Source organism: Streptomyces sp. NPDC047982, assembly GCF_043204165.1.
Lineage (GTDB): Bacteria > Actinomycetota > Actinomycetes > Streptomycetales > Streptomycetaceae > Streptomyces.
Map to the genome: position 1 here is coordinate 31,643 of NZ_JBIDBS010000016.1, position 13,514 is coordinate 45,156.

The 13,514-nt window shown below is 69.7% G+C and carries 15 protein-coding genes and 1 pseudogene; all 16 read right to left on the minus strand.

Features of this window, described 5'->3' with window-relative positions; all coding sequences use genetic code 11:
- Positions 1–89 precede the first annotated feature (89 nt).
- A complete protein-coding gene (locus ACGF2V_RS20345) occupies positions 90–533 on the minus strand; it encodes a hypothetical protein (RefSeq protein WP_362708070.1) in 444 nt (147 codons plus the stop codon).
- A gap of 170 nt (positions 534–703) precedes the next feature.
- Positions 704–1,489: a hypothetical protein gene (locus ACGF2V_RS20350; protein ID WP_362708072.1), complete on the minus strand. Its 786-nt coding sequence runs from the start codon at positions 1,487–1,489 to the stop codon at positions 704–706.
- Between the two features lie 726 nt (positions 1,490–2,215).
- A pseudogene (locus tag ACGF2V_RS20355) lies at positions 2,216–2,545 on the minus strand (HU family DNA-binding protein); the annotation flags it as partial.
- Positions 2,546–2,743: 198 nt separating this feature from the next.
- Positions 2,744–3,403: a hypothetical protein gene (locus ACGF2V_RS20360; protein WP_362708075.1), complete on the minus strand. Its 660-nt coding sequence runs from the start codon at positions 3,401–3,403 to the stop codon at positions 2,744–2,746.
- 94 nt (positions 3,404–3,497) lie between these two features.
- Positions 3,498–4,103 (minus strand): hypothetical protein, encoded by a 606-nt coding sequence (locus ACGF2V_RS20365; RefSeq protein ID WP_362708077.1) that lies wholly within the window; start codon positions 4,101–4,103, stop codon positions 3,498–3,500.
- 99 nt (positions 4,104–4,202) lie between these two features.
- The gene (locus tag ACGF2V_RS20370; RefSeq protein ID WP_362708079.1) at positions 4,203–5,378 is read right to left on the minus strand and encodes a DUF6884 domain-containing protein; all 1,176 of its coding nucleotides are present in this window, start codon (positions 5,376–5,378) and stop codon (positions 4,203–4,205) included.
- Positions 5,379–5,585: 207 nt separating this feature from the next.
- Positions 5,586–5,924 (minus strand): hypothetical protein, encoded by a 339-nt coding sequence (locus ACGF2V_RS20375; RefSeq protein WP_362708081.1) that lies wholly within the window; start codon positions 5,922–5,924, stop codon positions 5,586–5,588.
- 81 nt (positions 5,925–6,005) lie between these two features.
- Positions 6,006–6,554 carry a hypothetical protein gene (locus ACGF2V_RS20380; protein WP_362708083.1) on the minus strand — a complete coding sequence of 183 codons (549 nt, stop codon included), beginning with the start codon at positions 6,552–6,554 and terminating at the stop codon, positions 6,006–6,008.
- Between the two features lie 131 nt (positions 6,555–6,685).
- Complete coding sequence (locus tag ACGF2V_RS20385) at positions 6,686–7,456, minus strand: SAM-dependent methyltransferase (protein WP_362708086.1); 771 nt, start codon at positions 7,454–7,456, stop codon at positions 6,686–6,688.
- Between the two features lie 205 nt (positions 7,457–7,661).
- Positions 7,662–7,952, minus strand: a complete 291-nt coding sequence (locus tag ACGF2V_RS20390) for a hypothetical protein (RefSeq protein ID WP_255385565.1) — start codon at positions 7,950–7,952, stop codon at positions 7,662–7,664.
- Positions 7,953–7,954: 2 nt separating this feature from the next.
- The gene (locus ACGF2V_RS20395) at positions 7,955–8,671 is read right to left on the minus strand and encodes a hypothetical protein (RefSeq protein ID WP_362708088.1); all 717 of its coding nucleotides are present in this window, start codon (positions 8,669–8,671) and stop codon (positions 7,955–7,957) included.
- Between the two features lie 256 nt (positions 8,672–8,927).
- A complete protein-coding gene (locus ACGF2V_RS20400) occupies positions 8,928–9,311 on the minus strand; it encodes a hypothetical protein (RefSeq protein ID WP_362708091.1) in 384 nt (127 codons plus the stop codon).
- 540 nt (positions 9,312–9,851) lie between these two features.
- A complete protein-coding gene (locus ACGF2V_RS20405) occupies positions 9,852–10,436 on the minus strand; it encodes a TerD family protein (protein ID WP_362708320.1) in 585 nt (194 codons plus the stop codon).
- An 818-nt stretch (positions 10,437–11,254) separates the two neighbouring features.
- The gene (locus tag ACGF2V_RS20410; protein ID WP_362708093.1) at positions 11,255–11,587 is read right to left on the minus strand and encodes a hypothetical protein; all 333 of its coding nucleotides are present in this window, start codon (positions 11,585–11,587) and stop codon (positions 11,255–11,257) included.
- A gap of 562 nt (positions 11,588–12,149) precedes the next feature.
- The gene (locus ACGF2V_RS20415) at positions 12,150–12,365 is read right to left on the minus strand and encodes a hypothetical protein (protein WP_362708096.1); all 216 of its coding nucleotides are present in this window, start codon (positions 12,363–12,365) and stop codon (positions 12,150–12,152) included.
- A gap of 61 nt (positions 12,366–12,426) precedes the next feature.
- On the minus strand, positions 12,427–13,362 hold the full coding sequence (locus ACGF2V_RS20420) for a phosphoadenosine phosphosulfate reductase family protein (protein WP_362708322.1): 936 nt from the start codon (positions 13,360–13,362) through the stop codon (positions 12,427–12,429).
- Between the last annotated feature and the right edge of the window lie 152 nt (positions 13,363–13,514).

The window sequence follows — 13,514 nt, forward strand, 5'->3', positions numbered from 1 at the left end:
GGCGTCGTGGCCGAGGGTCAGGTCCGCAACCTGCCCGTATGGCACAGGATGCTGCTTCGTCCCCGGGCTTCAGGAGGCTCCAGGGCCCGCTACAGCGCCAGCCGCGACGCGTGGCGGGCCCTTCGGTGGTTGCGGCTCGGTTTACCGACCTGCGGGGGGATGGAGTCGAGGACGGCCTGGATGAGTGCATCGAGAACGGCAGGGTCACCGGTGGGCGCCAGGCGGGTGCGGGCGCTGGTGAGCGCCTCGGTGATCTGGGCTCGGGTGTAGGTCGGCTCTGCTGGGCGGGCCGGGGCGGAGTGGCCGCACGCATCCGGCACGCCGGCGGTGCTGACCACGCGGTCCCAGTCTTCACCGTCGGGCCAGTGCCCGACGACGGCCGTTCCGTCGTTGTGCAGGTCTACGCCGACGTACAGCAGCTCGGGCCGGTCTGCGCGTTCGATGCAGATGGTGGTGCTCTCCCCGTCGGGGTTGTCCGGGACGTCGATGGCAGTCAGGATTCGCCGGTGGTCGTCAGTGATCAGGTACTGCATTCCGTTCTCCAGGTGGTCGGGGCGCGGCTCCGGGCCGCGTCGATGTGGCCGACGCTGGCCGCGGGGAGGGCTAGCCCGGCAACCTGCTGGGCAACGCTCGATGGGGAATGCAGTGAGCCCGCCCCGGCCGTGGTGACGGGGCGGGGCGGGCTCGGGGTGGTGCGGCTCGCTCAGCGGGAGGCGCGGGCCTTGGCCTGCTGGCGCTCGCGTCGGGCGGTGGCTTCGGCGTCGTGTTGCCGCTGGAGATCCCCGAACGAGGCGGTCATCCCCTTGCGGTGGCGGTTGACGGTCATGCCGACGCGGGGCGGTCCGTGTACGGCCAGGAGGTCGGAGGCGGCCTGGGAGGAGTACCCGGCGGCTTCCAGGTCCTCGAGGGTGAGGAACACGTCCGCGTCGCGGTCGCGGGTGGGGTCGATGAGTGCGTCTTCCTTGCCGCCGCGGGAGAAGACGTACTTGAAGTTGGCGGGTGGGTTCGGTTCGACGAGGCGCCGGAACCGGCTGACTTCCTTGGTGTACGCGTAGAAGGTCAGGCCCTCAGGTGCGCCTCTCATGATCTCGAGCCACATGAGGGTGTAGGCGTCGTCGAAGAAGTCTCCGGCGTCATGAATCCTAATATGGCCCAGTTTGCCCTTTTCGAGGTCGGGCTGGTAGCGGGGGTGGCGCAGCTCGGTGGCCATGCGCTCCTGCCACAGGAGAGGGGTGTCCAGCACCATGCGGAGGTTGCGCAGGTGGCGGGCGCGGGCGGCCGGGAAGCGGATGTATCCGGAGTCTGAGCCGAGCGCGTAGCAGTGCTTGGCGCAGACCCCCGCCGAAGGACAGACGTTGACCCTGCGCACGGTGGTGGTGCCGTCCGGGGCTGTATCTGTGAGCTGGACGACCCAGGCTGGCAGGGTCCAGTTGAAGATGCCCTGCTTCTTCATTCGTTCGTTCTGCGAGAGCAGCCAGTCGGTGGCCATGATGAGGCACTCCACGAGTCCATGGGTTTCGGATGGGTGGTGTGCGGTGTAGGAGGCAGTCGGGGAGACAGGCCGGCCGCGGGCTACGGTGCTGTCTCGGTGCCTTGTCAGCGCCCGAACCCTGCGCGGACGCCGGACTGCGGGATCAAGGGCCCGGTGTCGGCGGTGAAAGGCGGTGGGGTGGGCTGCGCAACGAGCCGGGCCGGTCCCCGCTGAAAGGGGAGGGACGGGCCACGCGGCGCGGTGGACCGGTCCAGCGCGGTCATACTCGCGCTCCTGGCGGCAAGTCCCGCAACCCTCGCCAAGGCGGCCTGGGCCGGTTGCTGCCTGCTGCTCGGTGAATAGGGGCAGGGCCCGCCCCGAACCGGTCAATGGCTCGGGGCGGGCCCTGGCGCGGGGTCCGAGGCGGCCGCGCCGCGCGGTCCACCTCCGCCCCTTCCCGCTCCTCGGGTGCCGTTCTGGTGCGGGCGAAGCGGTAGCGGTCGAGTGGCCAGATTGCGGACACGCCCGCATGGTGCACCAGTCCGGCCAGGTCCCCGTCGGGCTCGCTGGGCGGGAGCAGGGCGGGCGCGGGCTGCGGGTCCATGAACCGTGCGAGGTCCTGGAGTTCACCCAAGGCGGCCCACACAGCGGTGCGTGCGAGGGTGGGGCGACGGCAGCAAAAGCCCCGGCGCCCTGGTCACAAGACCGGGGCGCCGGGGCCGGGGTGGTGCTCTAGGCGGCGCGGGACAGGCTGCCCTTGGGCGCCTTCTTCACCGCGGGGGTGTTCTTCTTGAGCTTCCTCGATCCGGAGACGAGGTCCTTGAAGCCCTGGCCCGCGCGGAAGCGGGGCACCGAGGTCTTCTTGACGCGCACGCGCTCACCCGTCTGGGGGTTGCGGGCGTATCGGGCGGGGCGGTCGACCTTCTCGAAGGAGCCGAAGCCGGTGACCGAGACGCGGTCCCCCGCGACGACCGCGCGGACGATCGCGTCGAGTACCGCGTCGACAGCGTCTGCGGCCTGCTGGCGGCCGCCGACCTTGTCAGCGATGGCCTCGATCAACTGGGCCTTGTTCACTACGTGTTCTCCTCGCATGCGTAACAACGTGCTGTTTGTGATCGGGTGTTGGGCCCGTCTGGCTTTATGGACTGTGCGGAACCTGCGGGTTAGGCCCGCAATCGTCTGGCCGGTGGGTTGGTGAATGTCCGTGGCCCGTCCGGCGGTTCGCGCGAACGGGCCACGGTGGGTGGTTGCTGGATCTGCCGGAACTACGCGCTACGGCGTAGGACGGCGTGCACCTCGGCGAAGGAGAGGGGGGATTTCGCTGCTGCGAAGGCGACGGTAGAGGAATTCGCCGATGCGCAGGGCCCGGGCCTTGACTTCCGGCGCCTGGGCGGCGGCGGCGCTGAAGGTGTCGCCCTCGACGATGAGCAGCCAGTTCCCGTGCTGGTTCATGACCGCCCAGGTGTTGGTGGGGTCCCCCGGGGCCACGGCCGCCGGGGGCGTGGGCTGGAGGTCGGTGAGTGCGACCGTGATCAGCTGGCGGTGCTGGCCGCTGAAGGCCTTCACGTTGCCGGCAGGATCGGGTCGGCTCTGGATGGTCACGATGTCCTGGTAGCGCTTGGTGCGCTCGGGGCGATAGGCGGCGACCGTGCCGATCGTGTGGGTCCTGGTGAGCTGGGTCCTCTGGTACTTCTTCGCCGTTCGTACTCCCAGGGGCGAGAGGCGAAAGTGCGTGGGACCGGTGCAGCTGGTGCCTGTGCTCAGGAGACGACCGTCGGCTCGGTGCTCGCGGATCCACTGCCGGCGGCGCATGAGGTCGAGTGTCGTGCTCTTGGCGTCGGTGGGCAGTCGGTGGGCGGAGTCCTCCAGCGCGGTGATCAGAAGCTCTCGCTGGTAGGACGAGCGGGTGGCGTTGGCCGAGATGTCGGTCATCGGGTTGTGGTCCTCGTGGTGTAGGGGCACGACGGCGGCCCGTGCGGTGGGACGCGGGCCGCCTGTGCAGTCGGGGTGGCGGGGAGGCGTCGGCTCAGGTGGCGGGGCCGAAGCGTTCGGGGTGCAGGAGCCGGATGGCGGTGATCAGGGCCTGGTTCGCGTGCGGGCGCAGCGGCCCGTGAGCGAGGAGGTGGTCCAGGGCTTCCGGTTCCGGTCGGGCGTGCACCTGGTGGGCGGTGCCGGACCGCCATTGGTCGGATTCGTTGACGAGGTAGTTGAAGAGGGTGTCGGCTGTCTCATCTTCGAGCAGGGGGGCGTCCGGCTCGTCGTAGTCGGCGTTCTCGGCGGCGACTTCGTCGGGGTCCGACGGTTCGGTCAGGAGCAGGCCGAGCGCCTCGCGCAGGTCGTCGTCCAGGCGGAGCGCGTAGGTGCGCTCGGTGGAGTCGGTGAGGTGGACGACCGTCGGGCCGGGGGGCGTGCCGGGCTGGGTGACCAGTCCTGTCCAGGACAGGGGCAGAGGTTCGGGCGCCTCCTGGGCGGTCAGGGTGGCCTCCATCTGGTTGCGCAAGATGCTGAGGACGGCGTCGTCCTCGTCGCGCCGGTCGGCCAGAGCGTTGGTGCAGCGGTTGAGGAAGTCGGTGAGGAGTGCTCGGGCGTGGGCGGCCGGCTCTGTGCTGGCCTGGGGAGCGTTCGATGCCATGGCTGTCCCTTCGAGGGGTTCGTGGTGCAGTGACCCGGGACGAGGTGGTGGCCCGGTGTGCGGACCGTGCCGTGGCAGTCGGTTAAGCGGGCAACACCCTTATGCCTTCGGTGAAGATCGTTGTTCCGGGATGGCCGCTGCGGTGATGTGACGGCGGTCGGCGGCCGCGAGGATGCGTGCGGTCTCGTCGGGGTCGGCGTGGTCAGCGGGATCGAACCAGTAGTAGTGGGCGATACCTGCGGCCAGCGGGTAGACCTGGTCCCAGGGAGGGATGCCGCCCTGGGCCGCGGGAACGGTGTCCGGGAGGTCAAGGAGGATGTCGACCACCACCTGGAACGCTGCGGCGCGGAAGTCCCGGGCGAGCATGCGGCGCCGGCTCGGCGCCATGCCGGCCAGGTGCGGCCGGGCGGTGGAGTGGCGCTCCCAGCGTCCGTAGAGGCGAGCGGCTTCGGAGGCCCGGATCTCGGTCCCTTCCAGTACCCGTGGGAGTGCGGACATGAAGCGTGCGACGTCCCGGGGTGTGCCGTGTACGTCCAGGGTGCGGACGTCGTCGGGTCGGATGTGGACCTGGACGCGGTAGAGGCCGGCGAAGCGGAGGGTGGCCTGGACGCGCGCGGTGCTCTTGGCGGTGTCGCCGGGGAAGGTGACGCTCCCGTGAGCCCGGCCGGGGTGCTGGATGACGAGCTGAGAGTGAGTGGCGTAGCGCGCACGCTTGCGGGCGGCTCGTTGCTCTTCTGCTTCCCTACGCGCGTCTGCCCGGCGCTCGATCTCCTCGATAATGCTTCCGGGGCTTGTGCGCTCGGTCGGGCGGGCGGATGGCTGCGGTGGTTGGGCACGGTTGGGGTCGTAGATGTCGGCGAGCTTGGCGAGCTGCTCGCCGATGCCGCGTGCACCCGCAAGCGGGTCGGTCAGCTCCGGCCACACGGCGCGGCTGGCTTCGACGTATGCGCGGGGGCCGAGAACGGTGACGTCGGCGTCGAGGATGCCCAGGTCGGTGGCCTGCTGGCGGAGCCGCTCACCCGTCACCGAGCCCTCGTCGCCCATGCGCAGGTCGTAGGGGGCGATGAGATCGTGCAGAGTGAGCAGCCCGTGAAGGGCGGACAAAATGAGTACGCGGCCGGTGCGGCCGCGTGTGAGTGCGTCGGCCGCGCGGCGCAGCGCCAGGTGGTAGCTCCCGGTGTACATCTCGCCTGCCGGAACAGGCTGTGTGGTGTCGATCTTGGCGCCTCCGCACGACACGATGATCACGCGCGGGCAGACCGTGGGCGCGGCCATGACGGTTCAGCTCCAGGGGGTCGATGCTCGGTGTGGGGTCGGTGGTCCCGACTCCGTGCTGAGCACCGTGGAACTGCTCGGTGCTACCTGCGCAACTGTCCGGCTTCCCATGCCTTCGGTGATGTCCGACGCGGATGCCGAAAAGCCCGCCCCTCGTGAAATGAGGGGCGGGCCAGCCGGCGGTGGCGGTGACGTGCGTCGTCGCCTTCAGCCGAGCGAGGGCCGTGCGGTGACGCGCAGGGTGTTGTAGCTCGCCGGGTGGGGGGCCGTCGGGTAGCCAAGGCGTTGCAGCGTCTGGCGCGTTCGGTGGTAGATGGCCTCCTCTTCCGCTGTGCCGGGCACTGCGCGGTAGCCGTCGTGGGCGAGGGCTGTGACGATGACTGCTCCTTCGGCGTCGGTGAGGAGCGTGACGCCGTTTGTGAGGACGATCGTTCCGTTCTCGTCGGGGTCCTCCAGGACGTGAGCGAGCGGAATCCCTTCGGTTTCGAGGACGCTGGTGAGTTCGTTCTCGAGTCCCGGCGCTGCCTTGTGACTGTGATCGTGCATGGACACTTGTCTCCTCGCGCGCATGTAGTGGTGCGCCCTGACTTCGGTCGGGCAACCTTAGCCAGGGTGGGCGTCCCCGGCTCAGCGGTTCACCGGGGTGCGGACGAGACGGAGCGGCATTCCTCGCTGCCTGATGGCGGCTGCGGTGATGGCGGCGATCGCCAGGGCCGCCGTGACGCCGAGTGTTGCGGCACAGCGGCGGGTGGGACTGGCCGGGCGGGCGGGCACCCGGGCGGTGTCCGTCCCGTTGATAGGGGCGGCCGGTGCGATGGCAGCGAGGCCGGGGCGGATCATGCGGTGCGGGTCGTAAGCGCCGGGGCCGTCGTAGAAGGCGACGGCTTCGAAGGCGGTGCCCGCAACCACTGCGGTGCGGCACTCGGTGTAGTGGAGGTGAGAGCCGTACGAACTGGGGAAGCTGTCGCTGCTGTGGGCGCAGTCGCCCAGGGCCTCCTCCCAGTGTGCGAGGTGTACGAGGGCGTGCGGGCCGTGCAGGTGGACGGTCACCATTCCAGCGCGCATGTGAACCGTATCGAGGTGCAGCTGGGGGTGCTCGGCCGTGAACGCGGCGAAAGCGACGGCGGTGGGCTGCACAGTCTGGGTGGTGCGAGTGGGCCTTGTGTGGAAGAGCATGTCCGCTCCTGCGAAGACGGTTGCGTGCCTCGGACTCGGGTGAGTCCGGCAGGGGCCACCGTGCGGAGCGGGTGGGCAAGCGGCGCAACCGTCCGTGCCCGGGGCCTTGGCCCCGGGCACGGACAGAGGACTCAGTGCTGCGAGCCGTAGATGATCCACAACTCCGTGTTCAAGGGGCGTCCGGAGGGGGACGTGACCTCGCCCTCCAGGGCGTACCTTCTGCTGCCGTTCCGCTGCAGGAGTTCACGCAGGGCGACGGATGCCTTGCGGACTGCGTTCTCCAGGCCGAGGGAGACCAACGCGCCGAGCTGGCCGCCTGGACGCAGGAAGCCGTGGGCATGCACGAGGTGCGCGGCGGCGAGATCGCGCCGGAACGGCGGGTACATGATCACCGCGTCGTACCGGGGCTGCTGGGGCAGGGTCAGGAAGTCGGCAGTGATGACATGTCGAGCGAGACCGGCTTCCTTGATGTCCCGGGCGCGGTGATGCTCCAGTTCGATGCAGTCCACGGCGCAACCGCGGTCGGCGGCTTCGGCGGCAAGGTTGCCGTGTCCGGCTGAAGGCTCAAGGACCGTCCAGCCGGGGCGCAGGGCCAGCTCGTCGCACATCTGCTCCGCGACGGCCGGCGGGCAGGGCGCCTCACCGCGGTAGGGCCGAGGCGCCGTCTTCCTGTTGACGATCACGTAGTCGATCAGCGGCTGGGCCTGCCCGAAGGGGAACAGGTCAGCGAACACAAAGGCCCCCCGCCGGTGGCTGAAGAGTGCGCCAGCGGCGGTGAGGACCCGGGCGGTTCGCTCTCCCAGCCCGGGCCGGGCTGGATCCCCGTCCAGGGGCAGGCGCACGGTGACTCCCTCACAGGTGGCGCGGGCGAGGACTTCACGTACGTCGTGGGCTACTTGCATGCTGCTTCTCCTCGGGCCGGTGGGCACCCCGGGCGGTGCGCCTCGGGGTGGCGTGTGGTCGTCCGGACCGTGCGGAGGGCGGAGTCAAGCGGCGCAAGTGCCATGGGCGCGCCGGGCGCTGGCGAGAGGCACGCGGGCCCCGGTCTGCCATGGGGAGAGGCAGGCCGGGGCTGGTGTGGGAGGCGGGCGCCGGGGGTGCGCCGGATCAGCCGATGAGGGCCGGTGGTCCGTCGGCGAACATCGCCCGGTACTCCTGGCGCACCTGGTGCTCCTCGGTGATGGCGGCGTCGCTGGGCTCGACGCCGACCGCTGCCGCGGCCTCGCGGGCCACGGCGAACCGGCCTTGCAGGGCGGCCAACGGGGTGTGAGGCGGCCACGTGGCCGAGGGCCAGGCGTGCGCCCAGTCCTCGCCGTGCTCGTCCAGAGCTGCGGCGTAGGCGCCGAACTCTCGGAACAGCAGCTCGCCCAGGGTGTCGCGCTCGGTCTTGTTGGACATGGTCACTCCCCCGCGCCGTGGGCCGGGGTGGCCTGCGTGGGCGCCTCGATGCTGGGGGCGGCCAGGGTGCGGGGCAGGGAAAGGGGCCGCCGCGCCATGCGGGCGTCGCCGCGCAGTGGCCCGGCCGCCTGACGGCACGCCCCATGCAGATACGCCGCGATCAGATAGGCGGTCAGGCGCTCGGTGCGATCCGGGTTCGGGACGTGCGGCAGGTACAGGACGTTCGCCGGGGGCACCAGGCCGAGCCGGACGTACGCCTCGATGAGGTCCCAGCCATCCGTGCCGCCCACGTGCTGTGCCTTGGTCCGGGCGAGCCCATCTTCCATGCCGTCGTACAGGCCGCTGAGCAGCACGACCGGCAGGTGGGCGATGGCGTCCACCGCGCGGTCCAGCGCGCCGTCATCGTCGGGGTCGTAGAAGTCCTCGGGGAGCCCGAAGTACTCGTTCGCGACCGGGTCCTTGCCTCCGTGGGCGGTGTTGGCGGTACGCCAGTCTGTGACCGTCTCGGTTCCGGCCTGTACCTCGCAGGGGTCCGTGTGCTCGCCCGAGATGCGCACCAGGCCCAGCCAGCCCGGCCGCCGCAGCTTCCGTACGGGCGGGAGTCCTTCCTCGGGGCAGCCCTGCCAGGCTGCGCGGGCAACGGCACCCGTGTTGCGCATCAGGCGGCCGACGCGGGCCGACGTGCCGGTGGAGGGGCGGCCGGTTGGGGTCTTCGACATGAGTTCTCAGCTCCTCAAGGGGCGATCCCCGGGCGCGGGTGGCGAACCTCTGGGCTCAGCTCGGACGGCTGTCCGTACGGTGGGTGAGCCCGAGCCAAGGCACGCAACTGCTCGTCTCACGGCGGCCGGGAACGGCTGCGGCCCGCTTGCCGCCGAGCTGGTGGCAAGCGGGCCGAGCGAACCATCGCCGCGTCCGCGTTCGCAGGGCCGTGTGTCGGGGCGGCGCTGGGAGTGCGGATGGCCAGGCGTTGGGTGATCAGCGAGTGACGGCGCGGAACGAGGTGCACTCGCCCGAGGGAGCGTGAGCGGTGTGGTGCTGGCCGCAGCGGCACTGGGCGATCGGCTGCTCACCCATGGTGTCGCACGCGGTCAGCTGGCACACCGGACACCGGCCGGCGGACAGGTGCGCGAGGGCGCGCAGGGCGGACATAGCGTCCTTCTCGTACGGGCGAATGGCGTCGTCGAGCGATGAAGCGTCCCCCGGCTGCTCGTCCGCCTCCATGCCATCGTCAGCGAGGAGGCGTGCTCGCTCGCTCTCCCAGGAGGTGATGGTTGCCTCCGCCTCGGCCGCCAGGCGCTGGAGAGCCACGTCAGTGCGGACCAGTCGTTCACCGGCCTCGCGGATGTCGTCAGGCTCCACACGATCACGTCGCCCCAGGTGGGGTGCTCCTTAGGCGGCAGGAAGAATTCGACGTCTTCGGACAATGAGGCGCGGCGTGATCCGTCGGGAAGGTCGTACGTGATCAGTGCGTACCGGGCATCGGCTGCGTCGGGCCAGACCAGAAGGGGTGCGGCCCATGTGACCTGCGCGCTCTGTGCAGCCGTCAGAAGCTTCTCCAGATCGTCCCAGGGCAGTGGAGGCGCGCTGTCGAAGAGCTCGTCCCACTGTTCGGGCGACGGGTCAGGGTGCATGAGGGGCGAGTTGTAGGCGGCGAGGGTGTCCAGCACCCAGGGTGCGTACGGCATAGCGGTCGGTCTCCGCTCGGCATCGGTCCGCGCTTCGTGCGCGGCAGGTGCGTGGGAGCGTGCGGAGGTCGGCAGCTAGCCCGGCAATCCCTTCGAGGCACGAGGGGCAGTCGGCCTGGGCAGGAGCCTCATCGGCCTCGGTGGTTGTAGTGGCATGAGGAAGTCCCGCGCCCTCGGTGTGAGGACGCGGGACTCCGGGTGGAACGGAAGAGCGTTACTTGTTGACCGCGAAGCGCAGCAGGCTGTCCTGCTCGCCCTGCTTGATCGTGCCGCGCTCGTTGATGACCTCCAGCTTCCACGAGGCCCCGACGCGGTATGCCTTCGCGACCGCGACCGCGTTCCCGTTGCCGAGCAGCGAGGGCCAGATGTCGGCGACCTGCTGAGCGGCGCCGCCGGTGCTGTCGTAGACCTTGAAGGACACGTTCGCGGCCTTCTTGAAGTCGCTGCCCTTCTTGTAGGCGGCGCAGACGAACACGATGCTGGTGACGTGCGACGGGATCTTCTCGAAGGTGACTTCGATCAGTTCGTCGTCACCGTCTCCGCGTCCCGTCTGGTTGTCTCCGGTGGAGGTGACGGCCCCGTTCTGAAGCGGGTCGGTCACGTCCAGACCGGCGAAGCGGACCGGCTCGTCGCCGCTCATGAGGATGGCGAACGCGTCCAGGTCGGTGCCGCGGGCCTTGCGCAGCGCGCCCAGGAGAGCGCCGCTGCCGCCGGTGGTGGTGTCCCAGGAGGCGCCGATGCCCATCTTCGTCACGCCGTCGAGGTCGGCGGCGCCGTGCTCCTTGGTCAGGGTGACGATGCCGGGCGTGGCGGGAGTGGTCATGGGTGTGAACCTTTCCGGTATAAGGGAGTGTGTCGAGTTACAGGGCCGATGTGGCCTTGCTCAATCACCATGGCTGGCAGGACAGTTAGCGGTGCAACCCCAGTCGAGACACCATCAGCGCTTCGGCGGATGGCCATGACGACCGTATGGACAGGGTCTGGCTCTGGAGCCGTGCTGCTGCGCTCTTCCCACCCTCTGGCACGGAGATCAGATTTGGTGTCCCGCCGGGCGGGATCGGTTCCTTCTGTGCCGATGCATCGGGCGCTCGCCGCTTTCGAGCAGGACTCCAATGAGTGGTATCCGCCCGAGCGACGTTGGCGGCGCTGAGCCTGTGCCAACCTGGCGTCAGCCACTCTGATACAGGCGGGGCCTAGCGCGGCAACCCCTCCGTGGAGGGCCCAGTGGCCGCACCTGGTATCGGAAGGCAGCCGATGGCCCGCCTGCAGGTGCAGGCGGGCCATCGAGGTTTTCCACCTACGTGCCGACAGACCCGGTGGCTCAAGCCGGGTCCGGAGCTCGCTGCTGGCGGCAATCGGCCCTCTCGTCCGACCAGGGCCAGCTCCCTCTGGTGAAAGGAAGTCAGGGTCGGAGGGCGCTGCGTGGAGTACGCGGCTGATGGGCGTCGGGCCCGGAAGTCGGCATGGCAGCGCCCCGGTCGCCAGAAGGCGCTGGCGACCGGGGCGCTGATGGGGGGTGTCAGCTCCTCCAGATGCTGACGATGGCATCGACCATGTTGCCGATGAGTTCGCCGATCCAGGAGCGGTCGCGGCTGCGGCGTTTGCGGGAGCGGCGGGTCACTTGGCGCACCTCGGGTCGTCCTTGACGACGGACAGCGAGCCGTAGGCGTTGTCGCCGTGGTAGAGGACGTAGACCATGTTCGGCCCGTCGCACTTGTTGCCCACGTTGCTGAAGCCGTCGGCCATCCTGATGAGGTCCATCGGCGCGCCGTTCTCCTTGCCGGAGCGCGGTGCGTCCTTGAAGGGTTCCGAGAACTTGTCGCCGCACGCGGTCAGGGTGAGGGCGAGGACCGCGGCGATGGCGCCGCCGATGGCGATACGGCGGGTCCGTCGTGAGCGGGGGGCGGGGGCGGGCTTGTGCTCGGTGGTGGTCGTGCGGGCAGCGGGCATCTCTGTGCTCCTCTGTCGATGAATTGGTGAGTGCTTCCTTCCGGCCGCCTACGGCGCCCCGTGTTGGGCGAGTGGGCTGACTGTCACGGGGCGAGGGGTTAGCGCCGCAACCCGCACTGACCTGGCTATTGGTGGGGTGACGTACGTCGGGCGCGTGGGGATGCCCGGTTGGTGTCGTGGCGGGTGGAGCGGGGCCGGTGGTACGTCATCTGGCCGTGTGTCCCTGCGGTACTCGGTCGTCGGCGTGTGGGTAGGGCAGAGCGAGCTTGCTTCGTTGCCGGGCTGGTTGCGGCCGGGGGCAGCACTCTGTTCCGCACGGTGGATTTGTGATCGGGGCAGGTGTTCCGCCCCTCGGGATTCGTTGCCGGGCGCGCCGCGCGGCAGGCGGCGGCCGCGGCCAGAGTGCTGGGCAGAGCGACTGAAGCGACTGATGTTCGGGGGTTGTCTGGGGTACAGCGGCCCGTGATCTGCACCCACACGCAGGCGCCCCCTGGTGGTGCACCCGTGTCGGATGCACCACCAGGGGGCGCGGGGGGCTGGCGAGGCCGGCTGGCTTCTGCTGCTAGTTCAGGGTGGCCTCGCGTCGGGCTTCCGCCAGGTGGAAGCGGTAGCGGGCCATTTTGGCGGGCTTGGGGCCCGGCGTGAGGTCGAGAAGCCCGCCGCAGATGCAGGCGAGGGCGCTGTCCGGCCCCTCGGGCGGTTCGAGGATAGGAGTGTGGCCGGGGTGGAAGTCGGTCTCCTGCGGGTCGGTCGGCGTTGCGGTCAGGGGGCTGGTCATGAGAGGGCTCGTTTCGTGAGTAGGCGGTGAGTGCCGGGGGGTTGGGGTCGGTGGAAGGGGTCTAGGGGGTGAAGGTTGCGAGGTACTGGTCGGCGGCGGCCGGCCCGAGGTGCTGTCGCAGGGCGTCGCCGCGGCGCCAGGTGACGGGCCCGTCGAGTGCGTCAAGCATGCGGGCTGCGGCGATGATGGCGTTCAGGGTGAAGTTCTGGTTGAAGCTGTGGCCGATTCGTCGTTCCAGGGCGGCGTAGGTCTCCGGGAGCGGCAGCTCGAGTGCGAAGCAGACCCGGGTGGCGAGGATCAGCCAGTCTGGTCCGGCGAGGACGCAGTAGACGCAGGAGAGTCGGGGCAGGCCGGTGTCGTAGATGGGGTGGTATTCCAGCCCATTGCTGGCGATCTCCTGCCAAACCTCCTGCTCGGACAGTCCGTGGATGATGTTCCAGGTCAGTACGAGCCGGTTGGCACTGGTCGTGCGGGAGTCGAGGGCCAGGCGTGCCTTCAGGGCGCGCGAGGCGGACTCGGCGCCGCGGACGCCCATGACGTTGAGCACGATGGCCTGGCGGTCGAGGCCGAGCTCCCCCACCCAGGTGGTGATGACGGGACCGGTCGGGTCTCGCTTCAGCGTGGAGGTGCAGAGCCGGCGCTTGGCGTCAGGCCACTGCTGGCGGTTCTCGACCATGCCCAGAAAGCCGCCATCGGGGGTCACGACGAGAAACGGGATCCCGTAGCGTTCGGCTTGTCGGCGGGCCAGTTCGCGAACTCCTGGCCATTCTGCCGAGCCGAGATCGCAATGCATGGCTCGCACCTTGTGCAGGCAGCCTGCGGCCTTGGCCGCGGCCACGGTGCGGTGCATGGCCACGATCGAGTCTTTGCCTGCCGTTCTTCCGCTAGTGTCGCGCGCGATCAATGAGTTGGATCGAGTGGATGGTTGCAGGTCACGGAGCAACAGAGGCAAGAGGACGTGCAACAGGCATGTTGCAGCCAGCGGAGTGCTCACCACACCAGGATCCTGAACACCCTGGCGCCGGAGCGCGGTGATCAGCGTGAGACGTGTGGTGTCGTCGAGCAGGTCATGGCAACCCTCAAGACCTGTCGGCTCCTGCGCAAGCTGCGATACCCGCAGCAACCGCTGAACACTTCGCGACGAACCCG